The following is a 23,521-nucleotide window of genomic DNA, read 5'->3' as shown; positions in this document are numbered from 1 at the left end:
CGGGCAGGCGGGCTGATTCTGCTAAACCCGCCCCGCCACGGACGCTAACAAGGTTGCGTGACGCCCCCCTCTCTGCGTAACAATCCGCAGCGTCACGGAGGGGGAGATCCATGTCCTATCAAAAGATGTATGCGCGCTGGAAGGCCGACCCCGAAGCGTTCTGGATGCAGGCCGCCGACGCCATCGACTGGACCGCGCGCCCAAGCCGCGCCCATTTCGACCAGGGCCCCGCGGGCGAGTGGTTCGCCGACAGCATGGTCAACACCTGCTGGAACGCCATCGACCGCCATGTCGCGGCCGGACATGGCGACCGCCTTGCCGTGATCCATGACAGCCCGATGACGAACAGCGTCACCCGCATGACCTATGCCCAACTGCAGGACCAGGTGGCCCGGCTGGCGGGCGTCATGACCGCGCGCGGCATCGGCAAGGGCGACCGGGTCATCATCTATATGCCGATGATCCCCGAGGCGTTGCAGGCGATGCTGGCCTGCGCGCGGATCGGCGCGATCCATTCGGTCGTCTTCGGCGGTTTCGCCGCACACGAGCTGGCGGTACGCATCGACGACGCGAAACCCCGCGCCCTGATCGCCGCAAGCTGCGGGTTGGAGCCGGGCCGCGTCGTGGCCTACAAGCCGCTGATGGACCGCGCCATCGCCGAGGCCACGCACAAGCCCGACTTTACCATCGTGCTGCAGCGCCCCGAATGCGTGGCCCAGATGCAGGAGGGCCGCGATCTGGACTGGCGCGAGGCCGTCGCCACAGCGACCCCTGCCGATTGCGTGCCGGTCGAGGGCAATCACCCGGCCTATATCCTCTATACCTCCGGCACGACGGGCCAGCCCAAGGGCGTGGTGCGCCACACCGCCGGCCATCTGGTCGCCCTGGCCTGGAGCGTGCCGCATATCTATGGCATCGGGCCGGGCGACGTGTTCTGGGTCGCCTCGGATGTGGGCTGGGTCGTGGGGCACAGCTATATCGTCTATGGCCCGCTGATCGCGGGGGCCACGACGGTGATCTTTGAGGGCAAGCCCGTGGGCACGCCCGATGCGGGCACCTTCTGGCGGGTCATCGCCGATCACAAGGTCAAGTCGTTCTTTACCGCCCCCACCGCCATCCGCGCCGTCAAGCGTGACGACCCCGAGGGCCGGCTGGTCGCGAAATACGACCTGTCCTCGCTGCAGGCGATGTTCCTGGCGGGAGAGCGCGCCGACCCCGACACCGTCACCTGGGCCGAGGACCGCGTGAAGGTTCCCGTGATCGACCACTGGTGGCAGACCGAGACGGGCTGGGCCATCGCCGCCAACCCCTTTGGCGTCGCGATGATGCCGGTCAAGAAGGGCAGCCCCACAGTTCCGATGCCCGGCTATGACGTGCAAGTTCTGGACGAGGCGGGCCATCCCGTGGCCCCCGGCACGCTTGGCGCGATCGCGATCAGGCTGCCTTTGCCGCCGGGCACGCTGCCGACGCTGTGGAATGCCGAAAGCCGGTTCCGCAAGGCCTATCTGGAGCATTTTCTGGGTTTCTACGAGACGGGCGATGCGGGCTATGTCGATGAGGACGGCTATGTGTACATCATGGCGCGCACCGATGACGTGATCAATGTCGCGGGCCACCGCCTGTCCACCGGCGGCATGGAGGAGGTTCTGGCCAGCCATCCTGCCGTTGCGGAATGCGCCGTGATCGGGGTGGCGGACGCGCTGAAGGGTCAGGCGCCCCTGGGCCTTTTGTGCCTGAAGAAGGGCGTCGAGACGGATCACGCGCAGATCGTAGCCGAGGTGGTGCGCATGGTCCGCGACCGGATCGGGCCGGTCGCGGCCTTCAAGACCGCCTGCGTGGTGGACCGCCTGCCCAAGACGCGCTCGGGCAAGATCCTGCGCGCGACGATGGCCAAGATCGCCGATGGCGAGGACGTCCGCACGCCCGCCACCATCGACGATCCGGCGATCCTGGATGAGATCAGGGCCGCGCTGGCCGGGGTCGGCTATCCGGTCGGGGCGGCGTAGGGGGGCGCTGCCCCCCATCCCGTTCCGGGATTCCCCCCGGGATATTTTTATGAAGAAGAAGGGCTTAGTCGAGGGCGGCGCCGAGGCGGGTCATCAGCGGCACGAAATCGGGGAAGGACGTCGTGATGGGTTCCGCGTCGTCGATGGTGACCGGGTTTTCCGTGGCAAGGCCCAGGATCAGGAAGGACATCGCGATGCGGTGGTCCAGATGGGTCACGGCCTGGCCGCCGCCGGGCACGCGCGTCATGCCGTGGACGGTCATGCTGTCGGGGGTCTCCTCCACCGTGACGCCGTTCGCCTCGAGGCCCCGGGCCATGGCGTCGATGCGGTCGCTTTCCTTGACGCGCAGTTCGGACACGCCGTTCATCACCGTCGCGCCGTCGGCGAAGCTGGCGATGACCGACAGGATCGGGAATTCGTCGATCATGCGAGAGGCGCGTTCGGCGGGGACGGTCACACCCTTGAGCGCGCTGTGGCGGACGCGCAGGTCGGCCACGGGCTCGCCCCCCTCCTCGCGCGGGTTTTCAAAGGTGATGTCGGCGCCCATCTCCAGCAGCGTGACGTAAAGGCCGTCGCGGGTCGGGTTGCGGCTGACGCCCGGCACGCGGATGTCCGAGCCCGGAACGATCAGCGCCGCCGCCACGGGAAAGGCCGCGCTGGACGGGTCGCGGGGGACGGCCACCGGTTGCGGGCGCAGCTCGGGGCGGCCGGTCAGGGTGACCTTGTGGCCCTCAGGGACGGTTTCGGTGCGGATCTGCGCGCCGAAGCCCGCCAGCATGCGTTCGGAATGATCGCGCGTGGGTTCGGGCTCGATCACCACCGTGTCGCCCGGCGCGTTCAGCCCCGCCAGCAGGATCGCGGATTTGATCTGGGCGCTGGCCACGGGGCTGCGATAGGTGACGGGGACCGGATCGGTCGCGCCTTCGATGGTGATGGGCAGGCGGCCGCCGTCGCGCGTGGTGATGCGGGCGCCGAATTGCGACAGCGGGTCGGTCACGCGGGCCATCGGGCGGCGCGACAGGCTGGCATCCCCGGTGAAGGTCGCGGTGATCGGCGTCGTGGCCATCGCGCCCATGATCAGCCGCACGCTGGTGCCGGAATTGCCGCAGTCGATCACGCCCTCGGGGCTGCGAAAGCCGCCGACGCCCACGCCATGCACCGACCATGCGCCGGGGCCGTGGCGGGTGACCTGCGCGCCGAAGGCCTCCATCGCCTTGGCCGTGTCCAGCACGTCCTGACCCTCCAGCAGGCCGGTGATGCGCGTCTCGCCCACGGCCATGGCGCCCAGGATCAGGGCGCGGTGGCTGATCGACTTGTCGCCCGGCACCAGCGCCTCGCCGGTCAGGGGGCCGGCACGGCGGGCGGTCATCGGGCGGGGATCTGTGGAATGCGACATGGCTGACCTCATGGTTTTGCGGGGTCTTTTAGCCCGCGCCGCCCGGGCCTGCCACCATCATCTTGAGGCCGGACGCGCCACGCCCTAGAAGGGAGCCTTCACGGATGGAGAACCCGATGCAGGAACTGGACCGGCTGCGCGCCCTGGCCGACCCCGAACGCGCCGCCCGCGCCAGCGCCCGCCACAAGAGCGGCCGCGAAACCTTGGGCGTCACCCCCGCCCAGATCGAGGCGCTGGCCACGGAATGGCGCGGCGAACGCGACCTGGAGGCGCGGATCGCGCTGGCGGAGACACTGTGGGACAGCGATGTCCACGAGGCGCGTCTGGCCGCCGCCCGGCTGCTGGTGCAGGCGCGGATGCAGCCCGATGACGGGGCCTGGGCCGCGATCCTGGACTGGGCGCCCCAGATCGACGGCACCGAGATCGCCGATGCGGTGATGTCGGCCGCCGCGCGCCGCCTGGTGGCGGAGCCCGCGCGTCTGGACCAGATCGTGCCCTGGGCGCGCAGCCGGAACCCCTGGCTGCGGCGCGGGCTGCTGATGGCTACGCTGCCCTGGGCCAAGATGAACAACCCCAAACCGGGCGATCTGGAGATTCGCGAGGCGGTTCTGGCGCTGATGCTGCGCCTGGCCTCGGACCGGCATGGCGCGGTGCGTCAGGCGGCCGAGACCTGGCTGCGCGACCTGGCCAAGCGCGACCCGGCGCGGGTCGCCGCCTGGCACGAGGCGCATGACGCGATGGCTGTGGTCGAGGCCGAGCTGCCCGAAGATGACGCCATCGACGACATTCCTCAGGACGCATCCGAGGCGACCTCACCCGAGGACCTGGCCCCCGACGATCAGGCCCCCGAAGCAGATCAGGAGCGGTAGACCTCCAGCGTCGGTAGGTCGGTCAGCGGCACACCCAACAGCTGCAGCGCGGGCAGCGAGACCTGGCTGCCCGTGCTGCTGCCGGTCAGGGGAATCAGCTCGACCTGAGCCGATTTGCCGGTCGCCGGGTTGACGATGCGTCCCTGCGCGCGGGCCTGGACCAACGGCGTCTTGATCCAGAACCCACCCTCGGACGGATTGCCAAGCGATCCGACCGTGGTGCCAAGCCGCGTCTCGGCGCTGGCCGGGGCCTGGGCTGCGGCGGCGCGCTGCTGGGGCGTGGTGGTGTCCAGCTGGGCGGGCGTCGCGCGGGCGGCCGGGCGGGGTGCGGGCGCGTGGGTCACGGCGGCGGCTGCGGTCGCGGCGGCCGTCTGCTCGGCGGTGGCTGTGGGGGTTGCGGGCCGTTCGGTCGTGGCGGCCATCTGGGTGCAGCTGGCCAGGGCCAGCCCGGTGCCCAGGAAGGCGGCAAGGGGGATCAGACGCATCAGGGATCTCCGTTCTTCATATCAGCGACAGCTTACATGCCCCGCGCCCGAGGTCCACAGACGCCCGCGTGAATGCCCCGCTTGTGAGCGGCCCCCCGCGCCCCTAGATTAAGGCGATGGACATGCACCCTCCTCTGATCGACCCGTTCGCCCGCCCCATCACCTATCTGCGGGTGTCGGTCACCGACCGCTGCGATTTCCGCTGCGTCTATTGCATGGCCGAGCACATGCAGTTCCTGCCCAAGGCCGACCTGCTGACCCTGGAGGAGCTGGACCGCCTGTCCACCGCCTTCATCGGTCTGGGCGTGCGCAAGCTGCGCATCACCGGGGGCGAGCCTCTGGTCCGTCGCGGCATCATGGGCTTACTGCGCCAGGTCTCGCGCCATCTGGGGGCGGGGCTGGATGAGCTGACCCTGACCACCAATGGCAGCCAGCTGGCCCGCCACGCGGCGGAACTGGCCGATATCGGCGTGCGGCGCGTCAATGTCTCGCTGGACACGCTGGATGCGGACAAGTTCGCGGCGATCACCCGGTGGGGCCGCCTGCCCCAGGTGCTGGAGGGCATCCGCGCCGCCACAGACGCCGGCCTGCGGGTCAAGATCAACGCCGTCGCGCTCAAGGGCGTGAACGACAGCGAGCTGATCGAAATCGTGCAATGGTGCGGCGACCAAGGTCACGATCTGACCTTCATTGAGGTCATGCCGATGGGCGAGATGGGCGAGGAAAACCGCCTGGACCAGTACTGGCCGCTCTCCGACCTGCGCGCGCGGCTGGCCGAACGCTATACGCTGATCGATCTGGCCGAACGCACCGGCGGCCCCGCCCGATATGTGCAGCTGGCCCAGACCGGGCAAAAAATCGGCTTCATCACGCCGCTGACCCACAACTTCTGCGAAAGCTGCAACCGCGTCCGCGTCACCTGCACCGGAGAGCTGTTCATGTGCCTGGGCCAGGAGGATAACGCCGACCTGCGCGCGCCCCTGCGCGCCAGCTCCGACGACGCGGCCCTGCGAGAGACGATCCGCGCGGCCATCGCGCGCAAGCCCAAGGGCCACGACTTCGACTACTCCCGCCAGGCCGTCGCAGGCCAGATGACCCGCCACATGAGCCATACCGGCGGCTGACCGCGCCGGGCGGGGGGTCTGGGGGGCGCGAGCGCCCCCGGCCGTCGCGGGACGCAAGCCTACTCGGCGGCTTCCGCAGCGCGCGCCTCGGCTTCCAGAACCTGCGCGCGTTGCTCGACCAGTTCCACGATGTGATCGACCATCTGGTCGTTTGACAGCTTGTGGCTCTGCTTGCCCGCCATATAGACCATGCCGGACCCCGCGCCGCCGCCGGTGAAGCCCAGATCGGTCATCAGCGCCTCGCCCGGCCCGTTCACCACGCAGCCGATGATCGACAGCGACATCGGCGTCTTGATATGCTCCAGCCGCTGCTCCAGCGCCTCGACGGTGCGGATCACGTCGAACCCCTGCCGCGCGCAGCTGGGACAGCTGATGATCTGCACGCCGCGGGTCCGCAGCCCAAGCGATTTCAGGATCTCGAAGCCGACCTTGACCTCCTGCACCGGATCGGCCGACAGGCTGACACGGATCGTGTCGCCGATGCCCATCCACAGCAGGTTGCCCAGACCCACAGCCGACTTAACCGTGCCGCCGACAAAGCCGCCCGCCTCGGTGATGCCCAGATGGATCGGCGCATCGGTCGCCTCGGACAACTGCTGATAGGCCGCCGCCGACAAGAACACGTCGCTGGCCTTCACGCTGATCTTGAACTCGTGGAAATCGTTGTCCTGCAGGATCTTGATGTGGTCCAGACCGCTCTCGACCATCGCATCTGGGCAGGGCTCGCCGTATTTCTCCAGCAGATGCCGCTCCAGCGACCCGGCATTCACGCCGATGCGGATCGAACAGCCGTGGTCCTTGGCCGCCTTGATGACCTCGCGCACGCGGCTCTCGTCGCCGATATTGCCGGGGTTGATGCGCAGGCAGGCGGCGCCCGCCTCGGCGGCCTCGATGGCGCGCTTGTAGTGGAAGTGGATGTCCGCCACGATCGGCACCGGGCTCTCGCGACAGATCTCGCGCAGCGCCCGCGTCGTCTCCTGATCGGGGGCGCTGATGCGGACGATATCGGCACCGGCCTCGGCGCAGGCGATCACCTGCTCCAGCGTGGCGCGGACGTCATGGCCGTTGGTGTTGGTCATGGTCTGCACGCTGATGGGCGCGTCGCCGCCGACGGGAACATTACCCACCATGATCTGGCGCGACTTGCGGCGCTCGATGTTGCGCCAGGGACGGATCGGGTTCAGCGACATGGACAGCCTCCGGGGTTCGACCATCAGATAAGCCATCGCAGGCCCCGCGACAACCGCCCCTCAGCGCGCCAGCGCCGTCAGCACCGTCCCCAGGCAGGACCGCGGCAGCATGACCAGCATCGGCCCCTCCATCCGCAGGCTGACCAGCCCGGTGGCGCGGTTCGACGTGCCGACCCGCCCCCCCGGCGCAAACAGGATGCCGTCGATGGGCCATTCCAAACCCTGGCTGGTGCCGCGCGTCGGCCCCATCGGATACAGCGAGACCCGCGTCCCCGGCATCAACGGCAGCGTCAGGCGCGGCGGGCAGACCATCACCACGTCGTCGGGCGCCAGCATGACCACCCGCGGCAGGCCCGGAGCGACCATCACGGTCAGGGCCGCCAGCGTATGGTCCAGCCGCAACCCGGCGAACCCCACCGCCATGACCAGCGGTGCGTCGATCCGCCTCAGGCATTTCGCGAAATCGGTGCTGTCCTGTTCGGACACCTCCAGGACCCGCTCGGCCGGGATCAGCCGCCGCGCGGGGGCCGAGATGCTGTCCAGATCGCCGATCACCCAGTCGGGCGGCTGCCCCAGGGACAGCGCCCGGTCTGCCCCGCCATCGGCCGCGACCAGCACCGGCGCCACCGCCAGCGCCTGATCCAGGTCGTCAGGCGTGACCGCGCCACCGCCGATCACGGTGACGCCCCGGTCGTGGCGGATGGTGCGGTCGGGCATCAGCCCTTGCCGACGCCCCGAAAGACCCGCTTGAACGGCAAGGTCCACAGGATGCCCAGGACGATGTAGATCAGCAGCTCGACCCAGATCGGCTGGCGCCCGAAGCGTCCGTCCAGCCAGTTCATCAGCGACACCGCGACAATGACGTAAAGGGGCATCAGGACGACCAGAATCAGGATCGACAGCCTCTTGCGGGTCTTCAGTTCCATGTCGCCAATGTCCTTCATCCAGGGGGCAAGACGCGGCCCAAGGGGGTCCGGGGGACAGGATGTCCCCCGGCACGTCGCGGGACGCAATCAGTCGGCAAAGGGGTCGGTCACCAGGATCGTGTCATCGCGTTCCGGGCTGGTGGACAGCATGGCGACCGGGCACTGGATCAGCTCCTCGACGCGGCGCACATACTTGATCGCCGCCGCCGGCAGGTCGGCCCAGCTGCGCGCGCCGGCCGTCGATTCGTGCCAGCCGTCCATTTCCTCATAGATCGGCGTGACTTTGGCCTGCAGCGCGGCGGCGGTCGGCAGATAGTCGTATTTCACCCCGTCGATCTCATAACCCGTGCAGATCTTCAGCGTGTCGAACCCATCCAGCACGTCCAGCTTGGTCAGCGCGATGCCGTTGACGCCGCTGATCGCGCAGGTCTGGCGCACCAGAACTGCGTCGAACCAGCCGCAGCGCCGCTTGCGGCCCGTGACGGTGCCGAATTCGTGGCCCCGCTCTCCAAGGCGCTGGCCGTCCGCATCGTCCAGCTCGGTCGGGAATGGGCCTTCGCCCACGCGGGTGGTATAGGCCTTGACGATGCCCAGCACGAACCCGATCGCGCCCGGCCCCATCCCGGTGCCGCTGGCCGCAGCCCCCGAGGTCGTCGTGGACGAGGTCACGTAAGGATAGGTGCCGAAATCGATGTCCAGCAGCGAACCCTGCGCGCCCTCGAACAGGATGCGCTTTCCGGCCTTGCGGGCGTCGCCCATGATCTTCCAGACGGGCTGGGCATAGGGCAGCAGCTTGGGCGCGATCTCCATCAGGCGGGCCTTGAGATCGGCGCGGTCGATGGGCGTGGCGCCCAGACCGGCGCGCAGCGCGTCGTGATGGGCCAGCAGGCGGTCCAGGCGCGCGTCCAGGGTCTCTTCGTCGCCCAGATCGGCCACGCGGATCGACCGGCGTCCGACCTTGTCCTCATAGGCCGGGCCGATGCCGCGACCGGTGGTTCCGATCTTGGCCTTGCCGGCGGCTTCCTCGCGCAGCTTGTCCAGGTCCTGGTGCAGCGGCAGGATCAGCGGCGTGTTCTCAGCGATCATCAGGTTCGCAGTCGAGATGGCGACCCCCTGCCCGGCCAGCTTGTCGATTTCCGAGAACAGCGACCAGGGGTCCAGGACCACGCCATTGCCGATCACGGCCAGCTTGTCCTCGCGCACGATCCCCGAGGGCAGCAGCGACAGCTTGAACACCTTGCCGTCGATCACCAGCGTGTGGCCGGCATTGTGACCGCCCTGAAAGCGCGCGATGACGTCGGCGCGTTCCGACAGCCAGTCGACGATCTTGCCCTTGCCTTCGTCGCCCCACTGGGCTCCGACAACCACAACATTGGCCATGAGCGATCCTTTTCGTTGTCCGAAACTCTTTTCGCCCCGGCATTAGCGCATCGCGGGGGGCGGGGAAAGCCGCTTTGTCAGGACCTTGCCGGGGGCGGTGGCCGGGGGCGCTTCGCCCCCCGGACCCCCAGAGGATATTTTCATGAAGAAGACAGGTTCGTTACCAATGGGGCGGGCGCTGGTCTGCCAGGGCGATGCTGCCGGGGGCGTCGGCCTGGCGTTCGGCCTCGGCCTGGGTCAGGCGGTCGACGCGGGCGGTCAGGCGGCTCAGGTCGCGGTCCTGGCGGGCGATGACCTCGGACAGGTCCTCGGTCAGGCGGGTCAGATGGGCCAGCGCCTCCTCCAGCTGATGCAGGCGGTTTTCCTGATCCTTGTCCATGTCGTCACCTTCCGTTAGAGCGGCGCCTGAAGATGGGCCCGAAAAGGCGACTGATACCATGGCAAAAGACAAGAAGCAGCCCCGTCCCAAGGCCGAGACGCCCAAGGGATTCCGCGATTATTTCGGCGCCGACGTGACCGAACGGCGCGACATGCTGGACCGCATCGCCGCGGTTTATCACCGCCATGGTTTCGATCCGCTGGAAACCAGCGCCGTCGAGACGGTCGAGGCCCTGGGCAAGTTCCTGCCCGATGTGGACCGACCCAATGCCGGCGTCTTTGCCTGGCAGGAGGAGGCGGTCCCGGGTGGCGGCACCGCGGGCGACTGGCTGGCGCTGCGCTATGATCTGACCGCGCCCTTGGCGCGCGTGGCGGCGCAGTATCGCAACGACCTGCCCAGCCCCTACCGGCGCTATGCGATGGGGCCGGTCTGGCGCAACGAAAAGCCGGGTCCGGGGCGGTTCCGGCAGTTCTATCAGTGCGATGCGGATACGGTGGGGTCGGCCTCGGTCGCGGCGGATGCCGAGATCTGCGGCATGCTGGCCGATGCGCTGGAGGCAGTGGGCATCGCGCGCGGCGACTATCTGGTGCGGATCAACAACCGCAAGGTGCTGAACGGCGTGCTGGAGGCGGCCGAGGTCCGCGAGGATCAGGCCGAGGACGTGCTGCGCCAGATCGACAAGTTCGACAAGGTCGGCCGCGACGGCGTGCTGTCCCTGCTGACCACGGGCCGCCTGGACGACAGCGGCGCGCGGATCGAGGGCGTCGGCCTCTCGCCCGCGCAGGCCGAGCCGGTGCTGGCCTTTCTGACCTCCAAGGGCGCGGATAATGCCGCGACCCTGGACAATCTGGCGGCGGCGGTCGGCGGATCGGTCGTGGGCGCCGAGGGCGTGGACGAGTTGCGCCAGATCGCCGCGATGCTGGCCGCGATGGGCGTGGCCGAGGATCGCGCCGTCATCGACCCGGCGGTCGTGCGTGGACTGGGTTATTACACCGGCCCGGTCTTCGAGGCCGAGCTGACCTTTGAGATTTTGGACGAGAAGGGCCGCAAGCGGCAGTTCGGATCGGTCGCGGGCGGCGGGCGCTATGACGGGCTGGTCGAGCGCTTCACCGGCCAGAAGGTTCCCGCCACGGGCGTCAGCATCGGCGTGGACCGTCTGCTGGCCGCCTTGCGCGCCAAGGGCCTGGGCGGTTCGGATGCGACAGGCCCGGTCGTGGTGACCGTGATGGACCGCGACCGGATGGCGGAATACCAGGCCATGGCCGCCGACCTGCGCGCCGCGGGTATCCGGGCCGAGGTCTATCTGGGCAACCCCAAGGGTTTCGGCAACCAGCTGAAATACGCGGACAAGCGCGGCGCGCCCGTGGCGATCATCCAGGGCACGGACGAGGCGCAGCGCGGCGTCGTGCAGGTCAAGGACCTGATTTTGGGCGCCAGGATCGCGGCCGAGGCCTCGGTCGAGGAATGGAAATCGCAGCCCGCCCAGACCGAAGTCGCCCGCGCCGATCTGGTCGCCGAAGTGCGGCGCATCCTGTCATGATCCCCAAGCAGGCCAAGCAGTCGGTGGGCCAGCGGTTCCTGGCCCGGTTCCGCGACGCGGGCGCCGAGGAGATCGCGCCCGACATCCTGCTGCCCGCGGGCGACCTGCTGGACCTGTACGGAGAGGATATCCGCGCCCGCGCCTATGTCACGCAGGACCCGATCCGCGGAGAGATGATGCTGCGCCCGGATTTCACCGTGCCGGTGGTGCGCGCGCATATGCAGAACGGCGCCGACCCCGCCCGCTATTGCTATCTGGGCGAGGTGTTTCGCAAGCAGGACATGGGCGACACCCGCCCCGCCGCGCCGCGCGACAACGAATACCTGCAATGCGGGTTCGAGCTGTTCACCCGCGACCCGCAGGCCGATGCCGAGGTCTTTGCGCTGTTCCACGACGCGCTGGCGCCGCTGTCGCTGACGGCGCAGATCGGCGACATGGGGCTGCTGCTGGACGCGGTGCGCGGCCTGCCGCTGACGCAGGCGCGGGCGGTGGCGCTGATGCACCACATCTGGCGGCCGGGGCGGTTCGCGCGGCTGCTGGCGCGGTTCTCGACCCCCGCCGTGGCGCGCGATTTCCCGGAGCCCGCCGCAGCCTGGGCCGGAATGCGGACCGAGGACGAGATGATCCGCCGCATCGCCCGCCTGCAATCGGACGCCGCCGTCCCGCCCCTGTCCCGGGTCTGGACCGAGCGGCTGGACCGGCTGTTCACCCTGCGCGCGCCCGCCCCCGACGCGCTGGCCGCGCTGACCGATCTGGCCCGCGACATGCCGGCGATCGCGCCTGCCGTCACGCGCATCCGCGCGCGGCTGGACGCCATCGCGGCACGCGGGATCGACCTGTCGGCGGTGATCTTTGATGCCAGCCACGGGCGCACGACGCTGGAATATTATGACGGCTTCACCTTCAGCTTTGTGGCGGGGCGGGCGGGCTGGCCTCCGGTCGCGTCGGGGGGGCGCTATGACGCGCTGACCCGCGTGCTGGGGCGCGGACGCGAGATCCCGGCGGTGGGCGGTATCATCCGCCCCGGCCTGGTGGCCGAACTGGAGACGCAGGCATGATCAGGCTGGGCGTGCCGTCCAAGGGGCGGCTGATGGAGCAGACGTTCGACTGGTTCGCGGACCGGGGCGTGCGCCTGTCGCGGGCCGGATCGGACCGCGAATATGCGGGCCGGGTCGAGGGCGTGGACGGCATGTCGCTGGTCCTGCTGTCGGCCGGAGAGATCCCGCGAGAGCTGGCCGCGGGCCGGATAGAGCTGGGCGTGACCGGCACCGATCTGGTGCGCGAAAAGCTGGCCGGCTGGTCGTCCGACCTGGTCGAGCTGGCGCCGATGGGGTTCGGGCATGCCGACCTGATCCTGGCCGTGCCGGACTGTTGGCGCGATTGCGCGACCCTGGACGATTTCGCAGCCATCGCCCGCGATTTCCGCGCCGAACACGGGTTCCGCCTGCGCATCGCCACGAAGTATCACCGCCTGGTGCGGGCCTGGCTGGCCACCCATGAGGTCGCGGATTACCAGCTGGTCGACAGCCAGGGCGCGACCGAGGGCACGGTCGCCAACCTGACCGCCGAGGCCATCGCCGACATCACCTCATCGGGCGAGACGCTGCGCGCCAACAACCTGCGCATCCTGGACGAGGCGCCGATCCTGCGGTCGCAGGCGACGCTGTTCGCGAACCGCGCGGCGATGGGACCGGCGATGGCGGCCCTGACCGCGCGGCTGGGGCTTCACGGGGGCGGGTGATCGTCCCACCGGTCGGACAGGATGCGTTCGCCGTCGCCCTTGGGGTCCTCGAACTGACGGTTGCGCAGCGCCCAGACAAAGGCGATCAGCCCCGCCGCGCCAAGCCCCAGGGAGACCGGGATCAGGATGGCCAGAATCTCCATCAGCGGGCCTTTCCCGACAGGCGCAACGCGTTCAGCGTCACGGTGATCGAACTGACCGACATCGCCAGCGCGGCCAGCAGCGGCGTCGCCATGCCCAGAATCGCAAAAGGCACCGCAACAACGTTATAGCCGAACGAGATCGCGAAATTCTCGCGGATGCGGCGGGTGGCAAGGCGCGCGATCACCAGCGCCTCGGCCACGGGGGCCAGGTCGTGGCCGGTCAGGACCATGTCGCTGGCGACCCGCGCCGCGTCCAGCGCGCTGGCCGGCGACAGCGACACATGCGCCCGCGCCAGGGCCGCCGTGTCGTTAAGGCCGTCGCCCACCATCAGCACCTTTGCCCCCGCATCGGCCTGGGCGGCGACTGCATCGGCCTTGCCCACCGGGTCGATGCCCGCATGCCATTCTGTGATGCCCAGGCTTGCGGCCAGCGCCGCCACGGGGGCGGCGCGGTCGCCCGACAGCAGGATCACCCGCCGCCCGTCGGCCAGCAGCCGCGCCACGCAATCGGCGGCGCCGGGGCGCAGGCTGTCGGTGAAATCCAGCCGCAGGGGTGGCTGTCCGTCGACCGACAGCCAGCTGGACAGGGTGGCCGCGTCCTGATCATCCGCGACCCCCAGCCATTCCGCGCGCCCAAGCCGCAGGTCGCGCCCCTGCCAGCGGGCCGAGACGCCCCGGCCCGGATGTTCGGTCAGCGCCTCCAGCACCGCCGGGGGTGTGCCCTCCAGGGCCTGGGCCAGCGCGCGGGACAGCGGATGGGCGGACCCCTGGGCCAGCGCATGGGCCAGCGGGCGCAGGTCGGCGGGGATGGAATCGGGGTCCAGCAGGCGCGGCTGCCCCATCGTCAGGGTGCCGGTCTTGTCAAAGACCACGGTATCCACCTCGGCCAGACGCTCCAGCGCGGTGCCGTCCTTGATCAGCAAGCCGCGCCGGAACAGCCGCCCCGAGGCCGAGGTCGCCACCGCAGGCACCGCCAGCCCAAGCGCGCAAGGACAGGTGATGATCAGCACCGCCGCCGCGATGTTCACCGCCAGCCGCACGTCGCCCGTGGCCCACAGCCAGCCCAGAAAACTGCCGAAGGCCAGGACATGCACGGCCGGCGAATAGCCCCGCGCCGCACGCTCCGCCAGCGAGGTATAGCGGCCGCGCGCGTTCTCGGCCGCCTCGACCAGCGCGGTCAGCCGGGCCAGCGAACTGTCCTGTCCCGCCGCCGTCACGCGCAGGACCAGGGGGCCGGTCAGGTTCACCTCTCCGGCTGACAGGGTCATGCCCGGGGCGGCCGCGACGGGCAGCGTCTCTCCGGTCAGCAGGGCGCGGTCGATCTCGCTCTGGCCCTCCAGCACGGTGCCGTCGGCGGGGATGCGCCCGCCGGGACGCACGCGGATCAGATCGCCCGGGCGCAGGTCGGCCACGGGGACGGTGCGTTCGACCACCCCCGAAATCAGCGTGGCGCGCGGCACCTCCAGCGCGGTCAGCTCGGCCGCGGCGCTGCGGGCGATGGCGCGGGTGCGGTGGTCCAGATAGCGCCCGACCAGCAGAAAGAAACACAGCATCACCGCCGCGTCGAAATAGGCGTGATGGCCGGACTGGGCGGTCTCGAACACGCTGATCGCGCTGGCCAGGATCAGCGCCAGAGAGATCGGCACATCCATCCCCAGCCTGCCCGCCTTCAGCGACCGCCACGCGCTGGCAAAGAACGGCTGGCCCGCAAAGACCACCGTGGGCAGCGCGATGGCGCCGCTGATCCAGTGGAACAGGTCGCGGGTCGCGGCCTCGGCCCCGGACCAGACGGCGACCGACAGGATCATGATGTTCATCATCGCGAATCCTGACACGCCGATGCGCATCAGCAGGTCGCGCCCGGCCCGGTCGCCCGCCGATTGGGCCAGCGCGTCGGGGTCCAGCTCATGCGCCTGATGGCCCGCGCGGGCCAGCACCGGCACCAGGTCGGCGGCGGTCAGGCCCGGCGCGTTCACCGTCACGCGGCGCAGCGTCAGGTTCACGCGGGCCGCGCGCACGCCGGGATGGGCCATCAGCGCGCCTTCGATCTGGGTGATGCACAGGGCGCAATGCGCGTCGGGCAGCGACAGGATCAGGCGGTTCGGGGCCAGCGCCTCGGCCCGGTCGGCCAGGCGCTGCGCCAGGGGGGCTGCGTCGCAGGCGGGGCAGACGCCAAGGCGCGGGGCGTAGGAGGCGTCGGACATCAGGGCCTCACATGCAAAGGCAGGCGCAGGCGATAGCCGGTGCCGTCATGGGCTTCGGCGATCAGGTCGGCGTTCCAGTTGCCGGGCGCCAGATCGACGCGCGCGGTCCAGCGGCCCGGCCCCTCGGGGTTCAGGCGTGGCTGCTGGTCCGAGGCCTGGTGCGTGGGCCGGCGCAGCATCAGCTGCAGCGTGCGGGGCGCGACGCCCTGGCCCTGGGCATCGGTCAGATGCAGCGCCAGGCGCCCCTCGACCAGGGTCAGATCGGCCTGCCAGCCCAGCTGCTGCTGGGCGGCGCGGTCGGCCTGGAAATGCTGCGAGGCGACATAGGGGCTGGCCGTCTCGACCCCCGGAAAGCTGCTGATCGCGTTGGCGGCCATCACCAGGTTGACCCCGATGATGGTGCCGAAGGCCGCAAGCGTGATGGCCAGGACATGGCCGCCGGTCAGTTCGCGTTTCATCGTGCATCCCTTCCGTGAAAGACGGTCCTGATCCGCGCGGAGGCGGGCCCGTCCAGATCGCGGGCGGTCAGGGTGACAGGTTCGGACCCGGCGCTGGCCAGCGGGCTGCGGGGGTCGGCGGACAGATAGACGCGCCGCGTCAGGGTCTGGTCGGGCGGCACGGTGATGTGGCCCGCCAGTTCACCTTCGATGGCGATGGACAGGGGCGCCCCGGATTCGATGCCCAGTTGATAGGTGACGTCGTGATGCTGCTTGTTGCGCAGGCGCAGCTCATAGGCGTTGCGGATGGTGCCGTCCGACAGCGTCACATACAGCGGATTGCGCACCGGCGTGACGTTCAGATCCACCTGCGACCGCAGCGCCAGGCCCACGATCAGCAGCACCCCGATGCCCGACCACAGCACCGTATAGACCGCCATGCGCGGCCGCAGCAGATGCCGCCAGACGCTGCGCACGGGCTGGCCCGCGCGTTCGGCCGTCTCATCCGACAGGGCCAGATAGCCGATCAGGCCGCGCGGCTTGCCGGTGCGGTCCATCATCGCGTCACAGGCATCGATGCACAGCGCGCAGGTGATGCAGGCCAGCTGCTGTCCGTCGCGGATGTCGATGCCGGTCGGGCAGACGTTCACGCAGGCCATGCAGTCGATGCAGTCGCCCGCCCCCGCGCCCTTGCCGCGCGGCTCTCCGCGCCAGTCGCGATAGGCGACGGTCAGCGTGTCCTCGTCCATCATGGCGGCCTGGATGCGCGGCCAGGGGCAGGCATAGATGCAGATCTGTTCGCGGGCAAAGCCGCCGAAGATGAAGGTGGTGGCGGTCAGGATGGCGATGGTCGCCCAGGCCACCGGATGCGCCTGCCCCGCCAGCAGATCGCGCGCCAGCGTCGGCGCGTCGGTGAAATAGAACACCCAGGCCCCGCCCGTCGCCAGCGCGATCAGCAGCCAGGCCGCCCATTTGGTGATCCGCAGCCGCGCCTTGGACAGCGACCAGGGCGCGCGGTGCAGGCGGATGCGGGCGTTGCGGTCGCCCTCGATCCAGCGTTCGACCAGGATGAACAGGTCGGTCCAGACCGTCTGCGGGCAGGCATAGCCGCACCAGACCCGCCCCAGGGCCGAGGTGAACAGGAACAGCCCCAGCCCCGCCATGACCAGAAGGCCCGCGACGAAATAGAATTCATGCGGCCAGATCTCGATCCAGAAGAAGAAGAACCGCCGGTTCGCCATGTCGACCAGCACCGCCTGATCGGGCATGGCGGGGCCGCGGTCCCACCGCAGCCAGGGCGTGACATAGTAGATCGCCAGCAGAACGGCCATCGCCGCCCATTTCAGGCGGCGGAAATGTCCACTGACGCGCTTGGGAAAGATCGGCTCGCGTGGGGCGTATAGGCTGGGGGTCTCCAGCGGCGTGGTCATGGCAGGCTCCTGTATCGCCTGCCCGGTCTAGGGCGCGGGGGTGCGCCCCGCCTTGACCTGGATCAACCCCCACTAAAGCAGCACCGCGACCGAGATGGCGGCGATCAGCAGCCCCGCCCCCAGCTGCATCGCGCCGGGCAGCCAGCGGCCCAGCTGCGCCCAGGGGCCGGTCGCGGGGAACAGCGCGACGCTGCCCTGACGCGCCCAGACCGCCAGACCCGCGACGCCCACGGTGACCAGCGCGGTGCCCAGGCCCATCGCCAGCGTGCCCAGCATGCCGATGCCGAAGATGCCCATCCGCCAGGTCAGGATCAGCAGGAACAGCGCCCCCGTGCAGGGCCGCGCGGCGATGCCCGCCACGACCAGCAGCCCGTCGCGCAGGGACCGGGTCTGGGCGACCTGCTGGGGCGTGGGACCATGCGCGTGGCCGCAGCCGCAGCCGTCGTGATGGTGGTGGTCGTGGTGATGGCGCGCGGCCTCGGACCGCAGCATGCGGGCACCACGCAGCGCCAGCCACAGGCCGACCAGCGCGATCATCACCGTGCTGACCTGCGCCATCACGACCTCGGACAGCTCGGTCAGGGCCTCCCGGCCCAGGTCCAGGAGGGTGATGCCGCCCCAGACCAGCGCCACGGCGGTCCCCGCCTGCGCCACCGATGCCGCGACCGACAGGCCTGCCAGCCGCGCAAAAGGCACCTGCGCGCCGAAACCATAGGTGCCGATGATCACCTTGCCGTGACCGGGGCCCACCGCATGGGCCACGCCATAGGCAAGGCACAGCCCCATCAACGAGGCGACCGCCCCCGGCTCTCCGGCGCGCAGCGCGCGCAGGGCGCCGGCCATCAGGTTCTGGGCGCTGCGCTGTTGCTGGGTCGCCCAATATTCGATCCCGGCCAGGCCGCCGCCCAGCCACAGCGCCACCAGTACCAGCCCCACGGCCAGCCCGACCAGTGCCACGACGCGCGACAGGGCCCCGCTCATGCGTCCGGCCCGCAGCGGACGCGGATCTCATCGGCGCCGACCGATCCGATATCGACCACCAGCATCTCCTGTTCGGGGCTTGTCTCGGCCCCCTCGCCCAAGGCCTCGGCCACGGCGCGGGCATAGGCATCGGCGGCCGCGAACGGATCGCCCATGCGCAGGTCGGCCACGCAATCGGCGCCGGTGATGGCGGGCGGTTCGGGAATGCTGAACTGCACATAATATTCGGGATCATAGACCTGCACCAGCAGCGGCAGCGCCCCGTCCAGAGGCGTCTCAAGGTCGCGCCAATGGCGCGAGATCAGCTGCCCATCCTCATAGCGCGCCGTGAAGTCGCGCCCGTCGCGCAGGGCGATGCGGCGGCCTTCGACGCCCAGATACAGCCGCCCGTCAAAGCCCGGCTCCCACTCCGCGTCAAAGCCCTGCAGGGCGGCCTGCTCGTCGGGCGTCAGGATGCCGTCGCCATCGGGATCCAGGCCCAGATCCTCGATGATCAGCAGCGAATAGAAGGCGTCATAGCGCCATTCGACCGCCACCTGCGACAGGGCGCCCTGATCGTCATAGACCAGCTCCAGCGCCGCATCGATGAACAGATGCGGATGGGCCAGCGCGCCCGCGGGCGGCAGGATCATCAGGGCGGCAAGGCAGGATCGCAGGAACATCGCTCGGACACCTTGGCAAGGACGGCGCTTCCAGTTACCCGCGTTGCGCCCGGCGTGCAAATCACCCCTTTGCCAGCCGGGCCCCGACCGCAGACCTGCAACCCCGGCGCCCCGTGCTGCGTGTCTGTCCCCGTCAAGCGCAAGGAGAGACCGCATGAGACGACTGGCCTATACCCTGATGGGGCTTGCCGTGACGGGGCTGATGCTGGCCGGCTGCGGGCGCGTGGTCGATGCCCGCGCCTCGGCCCGCGAGGCCGCGTTCGAGGCCGAGTTTCCCCCCACGGGCCAGCTGATCGACGTGCAGGGCACCACGGTCCATGTGGACATCCGGGGCAGCGGTCCCGACCTGATCCTGCTGCACGGGGCCAGCGGCAGCAGCCGCGACTTCACCTTTGCGCTGGCCGACCGGCTGGCCGAGCGCTATCGCGTGCTGGCCTTTGACCGGCCCGGCCTGGGCTGGACCGAGGATATCGGCGCGCAGACGCCGAACCCCATCGCGCAGGCCGAACTGCTGCGCGCGGCGGCCGATCAGCTGGGTGTGCGCCGCCCGGTCGTGCTGGGCCACAGTTACGGCGGCGCGGTGGCGCTGGCCTGGGGGCTGCGCGCGCCGGGCGACACGGCGGCGCTGGTGATCGTGTCGGGCGCCACGATGCCCTGGCCCGGCACGCTGACCGGCTGGTATGCCTTTCTGGAGACGCCCTTCGGTGACCGCGTGGGCCCGCCCTTGCTGACCGCGCTGGCGCCGGTGTCCCTGGGCAACCGGATCATGGCGGGCATCTTTGCGCCGCAGGCGGTGCCGTCGGGCTATGCCGATTACATCGGCGTGGGTCTGGCCGCACGGCGCGGGAACTATCGCGCGAATGCGTCCCAGATCAATACGTTGCGCGCCTATCTTCGGGTGATGTCGCCGCAATATCCGCGCCTGACCATGCCGGTCGAGGTGATCCACGGCGCCCGCGATACCATCGTTCCCGCCAGCGTCCACGCCCTGCCCCTGTCGGACGCCCTGCCCGATGCGGCGCTGACCATCCTGCCCGATCAGGGCCACATGCCCCAGCATGGCGACCCGCAGGCGATCATCGACGCCGTCGACCGCGCGGCGGCGCGCGCGGGCCTGCGCTAGGGGGTTGCGGGGCGCGCGCCCGCGCCCCAAGGTGGCCGCCACACCAACCTTTGGGGGCCATCATGCTGACCATCCACGGCGTCACCCGGTCGCGCGCGTCCCGCGTCATCTGGCTGTGCCACGAACTGGACCTGCCCTTCCGCCAGGTGCCCGTCATCCAGGCCTATCGGATCGGCAATGCCGACGCGCCCGACGCCTCTCCCAACACGCGCAGCCCCGATTTCCTGGCCCTGTCGCCCGCAGGCGCCATCCCCGTGATCGAGGATGAGGGGCTGGTCCTGTCCGAATCGCTGGCCATCACGCTGCACCTGGCGCGCAAGCATGGCGGCCCCGCAGGGCCCCAGGACTATGCCGAGGACGCGCTGATGACCCAGTGGTCGATCTATGGCGCGACCGCGATCGAACCCGACGCGCTGACCATCATGATGCTGCACAATCGTGGCACGCTGCAATCGGCGGATGACGCGGGCATCGTGGCCGAGGCCGCAGAACGACTGGTCCGCCCGCTGAAGGTGCTGGAGGATCATCTGGCGACCCATGCCTATCTGGTCGGCGGGCGCTTTACCGTGGCCGACCTGAACCTGGCCGAGATCGTGCGCTATGCCCAAGGCCACGGCCCGCTGATGGAGCCCTTTCCCGCGATCCGCGCCTGGCTGTCGGCCTGCCAGGACCGCCCGGCCTTCCAGGCGATGTGGGCCGCCCGCCTGGCCGAACCGGAATAGCGCAATCCTTGGGGGCGGTGCGCGCGGGGGACACAACCCCTTGCCGCGCGCCCCCGCCCCATGAGATAAGCGCCCCCGACCCAGATCAGTGAGCGACCCCATGGCCGACGACCTTCTTTCCGGCAATGCCGCCAGCGACGCCTATTCCGCCTCCTCGATCGAGGTGCTGGAGGGGCTGGAGCCCGTGCGAAAGCGCCCCGGCATGTATATCGGCGGCACGGACGAACGCGCGCTGCATCACCTGGTCGCGGAAATCCTGGACAACTCGATGGACGAGGCCGTGGCGGGCCACGCCACCCGCATCGAGGTCGAACTGCTGGCCGATTTCAGCGTGGTCGTGCGCGACAACGGTCGCGGCATCCCCATCGACCCGCACCCCAAGTTCCCCGGCAAATCCGCGCTGGAGGTGATCCTGTGCACGCTGCATGCAGGGGGCAAGTTCTCGGGCGATACCTATCAGACCTCGGGCGGGTTGCACGGCGTGGGTGCGTCGGTCGTGAACGCCCTGTCGGACCTGATGGTCGTGCAGGTCGCCCGCAACAAGGAGCTGTTCGAACAGCGGTTCTCTCGCGGTATCCCGCAGGGCCCGGTGGCCAAGATCGGCGCGGCGCCGAACCGGCGCGGCACCACGGTGACCTTCCACGCCGATGAGGAGATCTTCGGCCATCACCGCTTCAAGCCCGCGCGGCTGATGAAGATGGTGAAATCCAAGGCCTATCTGTTCAGCGGCGTCGAGATCCGCTGGAAGACCGAAATCGACGACGGAGAGACCCCGCGCGAGGCCACGTTCCATTTCCCCGGCGGCCTGGCCGATTACCTGACCGAGACGCTGTCGGGCGCCAGCACCTATTCCGATCGCCCCTTTGCGGGCAGCATCGATTTCCAGGCCAAGTTCGGTGTGCCGGGCAAGGTGGATTGGGCGATCAACTGGACGCCCGCGCGCGACGGCTTCATTCAGTCCTATTGCAACACCGTCCCCACGCCTGAGGGCGGCACCCACGAGATGGGCTTCTGGGCCGCGATCCTGAAGGGCATCCGCACCTATGGCGAACGCGTCAGCAACAAGAAGGCCGCCCAGATCACCCGCGAGGATCTGATCATCGGCGGCTGCGCGCTGGTCAGCTGTTTCATCCGCGAACCGGAATTCGTGGGTCAGACCAAGGACCGCCTGGCCACGACCGAGGCCGCGCGCCTGGTCGAGGGCGCCGTGCGCGACCATTTCGACACCTGGCTGGCGTCTGATACCAAATCCGCCGGCGCGATCCTGGATTTCCTGGTCCTGCGCGCCGAGGAACGCCTGCGCCGCCGCCAGGAGAAAGAGACCGCCCGCAAGACCGCCACGAAAAAGCTGCGCCTGCCCGGAAAGCTGGTCGATTGCAGCGCCACGAACCGCGACGGGACAGAACTGTTCATCGTCGAGGGCGATTCGGCCGGTGGGTCCGCCAAGATGGCCCGCGACCGCACCAACCAGGCGCTGCTGCCGCTGCGCGGCAAGATCCTGAACGTGCTGGGCGCCGCATCGGCCAAGATGGGCGCCAACCAGGAGATCAACGACCTCTGCCAGGCGCTTGGCGTGGGCATGGGCTCCCGGTTCAACGTCGACGATCTGCGCTATGACAAGATCATCATCATGACCGATGCCGATGTGGACGGGGCGCATATCGCCTCTCTGCTGATGACGTTCTTTTTCACGCAGATGCGGCCGATGATCGACAAGGGGCACCTCTATCTGGCCTGCCCGCCGCTGTATCGCCTGACGCAGGGGGCGCATCGCCTCTATGTGTCCGACGATGCCGAGAAGGAGCGGATGATGGAAAAGGGCCTTGGCGGGCGCGGCAAGATCGACGTCCAGCGCTTCAAGGGTCTGGGCGAGATGGACGCCAAGGACCTCAAGGACACGACCATGAACCCCAACACGCGCAAGCTGATCCGCGTCAGCATCGACGACGACGAGGGCGGCGAGACCGGCGATCTGGTCGAACGCCTGATGGGCAAGAAGCCCGAACTGCGGTTCGAATACATCCAGGAGAACGCCCGCTTCGTCGAGGAACTGGACGTCTAAAAAGTTGACCGGCAGGGCGTCATGCGAGCGGGAATGCCTTGCCGCGTGCTTTCGGAACCACGGGTTAGGCCGCGACCGGCGCGTCGTGCACGGGCCGAGAAGACCTCGGTTCGGGCGGGCCTGTGGACCGCGGCACTCTGTCAAAGCGGCACGGATGATAGGCCAATCGCCGTTCACGCGGCGCTCACCCTATGAGCGAATAGAAACTCGGGGAGTTGAGATCGCTGTGATCGAGGTCCTCGACTCTCCAAACGTACGACACTCCAAACATATTCAATCCCTTGACGTGTAACGCGGACGTCCAGGTGCGTGTGGGGCTGATACTCCCAAGGACGAACGCCCGCACCCGCAGCGTCCGCCGGATATGCCTGCCATCTTGCAACATGCCATGAGCGAAAGAGCGCTTTGTGGAATGCCTCCACGACTATGGCTGCTGCCCTACCCCCTCCGCCTCATCCAGTCTGAGGTAGACCCCGCCCCAACCTGCCCTGCTCCCCAACCTTGGACCGCCGGATGCTGGAGTTTTCCGGCTTTGTCATGGCGACGGGCTGGCTGCGCCGCAGGGATAATGCAGGGTGATCGGGACGTTATATCGGCGTTGTTGCAGAACTTTTATTGAGAGGGATTCACATTGCGATTTCATGCGGTTAGGCGGGCAGCATGAGCAAGCCCGATCCCGCCCGCTACCGCACGACGAACTGGCCCGCTTACAACGCTGCGC

22 protein-coding genes are annotated in these 23,521 nt (G+C 69.2%); 9 read left to right on the top strand and 13 right to left on the bottom strand.

What is annotated here, in order from left to right:
- Positions 1-110 precede the first annotated feature (110 nt).
- Positions 111-2,006, top strand: a complete 1,896-nt coding sequence (locus tag FA740_RS15235; RefSeq protein WP_136857661.1) for a propionyl-CoA synthetase — start codon at positions 111-113, stop codon at positions 2,004-2,006.
- 64 nt (positions 2,007-2,070) lie between these two features.
- Here the strand turns inward: FA740_RS15235 and aroA are convergent, their stop codons facing one another.
- Positions 2,071-3,402 (bottom strand): 3-phosphoshikimate 1-carboxyvinyltransferase, encoded by a 1,332-nt coding sequence (gene aroA, locus FA740_RS15230; RefSeq protein ID WP_136857659.1) that lies wholly within the window; start codon positions 3,400-3,402, stop codon positions 2,071-2,073.
- Positions 3,403-3,518: 116 nt separating this feature from the next.
- Between aroA and FA740_RS15225 the strand changes: the two genes are divergently transcribed.
- Positions 3,519-4,271, top strand: a complete 753-nt coding sequence (locus tag FA740_RS15225; protein WP_169306324.1) for a DNA alkylation repair protein — start codon at positions 3,519-3,521, stop codon at positions 4,269-4,271.
- On the opposite strand, the gene FA740_RS15220 is transcribed toward FA740_RS15225, so the two are convergent.
- Positions 4,259-4,756 (bottom strand): hypothetical protein, encoded by a 498-nt coding sequence (locus tag FA740_RS15220; protein ID WP_136857655.1) that lies wholly within the window; start codon positions 4,754-4,756, stop codon positions 4,259-4,261. The two genes, FA740_RS15225 and FA740_RS15220, sit on opposite strands and share 13 nt — an antisense overlap.
- A 116-nt stretch (positions 4,757-4,872) precedes the next feature.
- Between FA740_RS15220 and moaA the strand changes: the two genes are divergently transcribed.
- Positions 4,873-5,880 (top strand): GTP 3',8-cyclase MoaA, encoded by a 1,008-nt coding sequence (moaA, locus tag FA740_RS15215; protein WP_136857654.1) that lies wholly within the window; start codon positions 4,873-4,875, stop codon positions 5,878-5,880.
- Between the two features lie 59 nt (positions 5,881-5,939).
- On the opposite strand, the gene ispG is transcribed toward moaA, so the two are convergent.
- The 5 genes from ispG to FA740_RS15190 form a co-directional block, all read right to left on the bottom strand.
- A complete protein-coding gene (ispG, locus tag FA740_RS15210; protein ID WP_136857706.1) occupies positions 5,940-7,070 on the bottom strand; it encodes a flavodoxin-dependent (E)-4-hydroxy-3-methylbut-2-enyl-diphosphate synthase in 1,131 nt (376 codons plus the stop codon).
- A 60-nt stretch (positions 7,071-7,130) separates the two neighbouring features.
- On the bottom strand, positions 7,131-7,787 hold the full coding sequence (locus tag FA740_RS15205; RefSeq protein ID WP_136857652.1) for a thiamine diphosphokinase: 657 nt from the start codon (positions 7,785-7,787) through the stop codon (positions 7,131-7,133).
- Positions 7,787-7,996, bottom strand: coding sequence for a DUF2842 domain-containing protein (locus tag FA740_RS15200; protein WP_136857650.1), 210 nt, complete (start codon positions 7,994-7,996; stop codon positions 7,787-7,789). Before FA740_RS15200 ends, FA740_RS15205 begins: the two co-directional genes overlap by 1 nt.
- A gap of 87 nt (positions 7,997-8,083) precedes the next feature.
- Positions 8,084-9,376, bottom strand: coding sequence for an adenylosuccinate synthase (locus tag FA740_RS15195; RefSeq protein WP_136857648.1), 1,293 nt, complete (start codon positions 9,374-9,376; stop codon positions 8,084-8,086).
- 160 nt (positions 9,377-9,536) lie between these two features.
- Complete coding sequence (locus FA740_RS15190) at positions 9,537-9,755, bottom strand: SlyX family protein (RefSeq protein ID WP_136857646.1); 219 nt, start codon at positions 9,753-9,755, stop codon at positions 9,537-9,539.
- A gap of 58 nt (positions 9,756-9,813) precedes the next feature.
- Here FA740_RS15190 and hisS point away from each other — a divergent pair, with 58 nt between their 5' ends.
- From hisS to hisG, 3 genes are read left to right on the top strand one after another with little or no spacing between them, the layout of a single operon-like run.
- Positions 9,814-11,295, top strand: coding sequence for a histidine--tRNA ligase (gene hisS / locus FA740_RS15185; RefSeq protein ID WP_136857644.1), 1,482 nt, complete (start codon positions 9,814-9,816; stop codon positions 11,293-11,295).
- Positions 11,295-12,353, top strand: a complete 1,059-nt coding sequence (locus FA740_RS15180) for an ATP phosphoribosyltransferase regulatory subunit (RefSeq protein ID WP_420873152.1) — start codon at positions 11,295-11,297, stop codon at positions 12,351-12,353. The genes hisS and FA740_RS15180 overlap by 1 nt, the downstream gene beginning before the upstream one ends.
- Positions 12,350-13,036, top strand: coding sequence for an ATP phosphoribosyltransferase (gene hisG / locus FA740_RS15175; protein WP_136857641.1), 687 nt, complete (start codon positions 12,350-12,352; stop codon positions 13,034-13,036). The genes FA740_RS15180 and hisG overlap by 4 nt, the downstream gene beginning before the upstream one ends.
- Here hisG and ccoS read toward each other — a convergent pair.
- The 6 genes from ccoS to FA740_RS15145 form a co-directional block, all read right to left on the bottom strand.
- Positions 13,021-13,179 carry a cbb3-type cytochrome oxidase assembly protein CcoS gene (ccoS, locus tag FA740_RS15170; protein WP_136857639.1) on the bottom strand — a complete coding sequence of 53 codons (159 nt, stop codon included), beginning with the start codon at positions 13,177-13,179 and terminating at the stop codon, positions 13,021-13,023. The two genes, hisG and ccoS, sit on opposite strands and share 16 nt — an antisense overlap.
- Entirely contained in the window at positions 13,179-15,383 is a 2,205-nt protein-coding gene (locus FA740_RS15165) for a heavy metal translocating P-type ATPase (RefSeq protein WP_136857638.1), read from the bottom strand. The genes ccoS and FA740_RS15165 overlap by 1 nt, the downstream gene beginning before the upstream one ends.
- The gene (locus FA740_RS15160) at positions 15,383-15,841 is read right to left on the bottom strand and encodes a FixH family protein (RefSeq protein ID WP_136857636.1); all 459 of its coding nucleotides are present in this window, start codon (positions 15,839-15,841) and stop codon (positions 15,383-15,385) included. The genes FA740_RS15165 and FA740_RS15160 overlap by 1 nt, the downstream gene beginning before the upstream one ends.
- A complete protein-coding gene (ccoG, locus tag FA740_RS15155; protein WP_136857634.1) occupies positions 15,838-17,250 on the bottom strand; it encodes a cytochrome c oxidase accessory protein CcoG in 1,413 nt (470 codons plus the stop codon). Before ccoG ends, FA740_RS15160 begins: the two co-directional genes overlap by 4 nt.
- 72 nt (positions 17,251-17,322) lie before the next feature.
- Entirely contained in the window at positions 17,323-18,231 is a 909-nt protein-coding gene (locus tag FA740_RS15150) for a nickel/cobalt transporter (RefSeq protein ID WP_136857632.1), read from the bottom strand.
- Entirely contained in the window at positions 18,228-18,893 is a 666-nt protein-coding gene (locus tag FA740_RS15145) for a DUF1007 family protein (RefSeq protein ID WP_169306323.1), read from the bottom strand. The genes FA740_RS15150 and FA740_RS15145 overlap by 4 nt, the downstream gene beginning before the upstream one ends.
- 154 nt (positions 18,894-19,047) lie before the next feature.
- On the opposite strand from FA740_RS15145, the gene FA740_RS15140 reads away from it, so the two are divergent.
- The 3 genes from FA740_RS15140 (at position 19,048) to parE (ending at position 22,800) form a co-directional block, all read left to right on the top strand.
- A complete protein-coding gene (locus FA740_RS15140; RefSeq protein ID WP_246053669.1) occupies positions 19,048-20,016 on the top strand; it encodes an alpha/beta fold hydrolase in 969 nt (322 codons plus the stop codon).
- A 62-nt stretch (positions 20,017-20,078) separates the two neighbouring features.
- Complete coding sequence (locus FA740_RS15135) at positions 20,079-20,738, top strand: glutathione S-transferase family protein (protein WP_136857629.1); 660 nt, start codon at positions 20,079-20,081, stop codon at positions 20,736-20,738.
- A 100-nt stretch (positions 20,739-20,838) separates the two neighbouring features.
- Positions 20,839-22,800, top strand: coding sequence for a DNA topoisomerase IV subunit B (gene parE, locus FA740_RS15130; RefSeq protein ID WP_136857627.1), 1,962 nt, complete (start codon positions 20,839-20,841; stop codon positions 22,798-22,800).
- Positions 22,801-23,521 lie beyond the last annotated feature (721 nt).

The organism is Paracoccus hibiscisoli, assembly GCF_005048265.1.
GTDB classification, from domain to species: Bacteria; Pseudomonadota; Alphaproteobacteria; order Rhodobacterales; family Rhodobacteraceae; genus Paracoccus; species Paracoccus hibiscisoli.
Note: the sequence above shows the minus strand (reverse complement) of the source record. Positions and strands in the feature narration are given on the sequence as shown.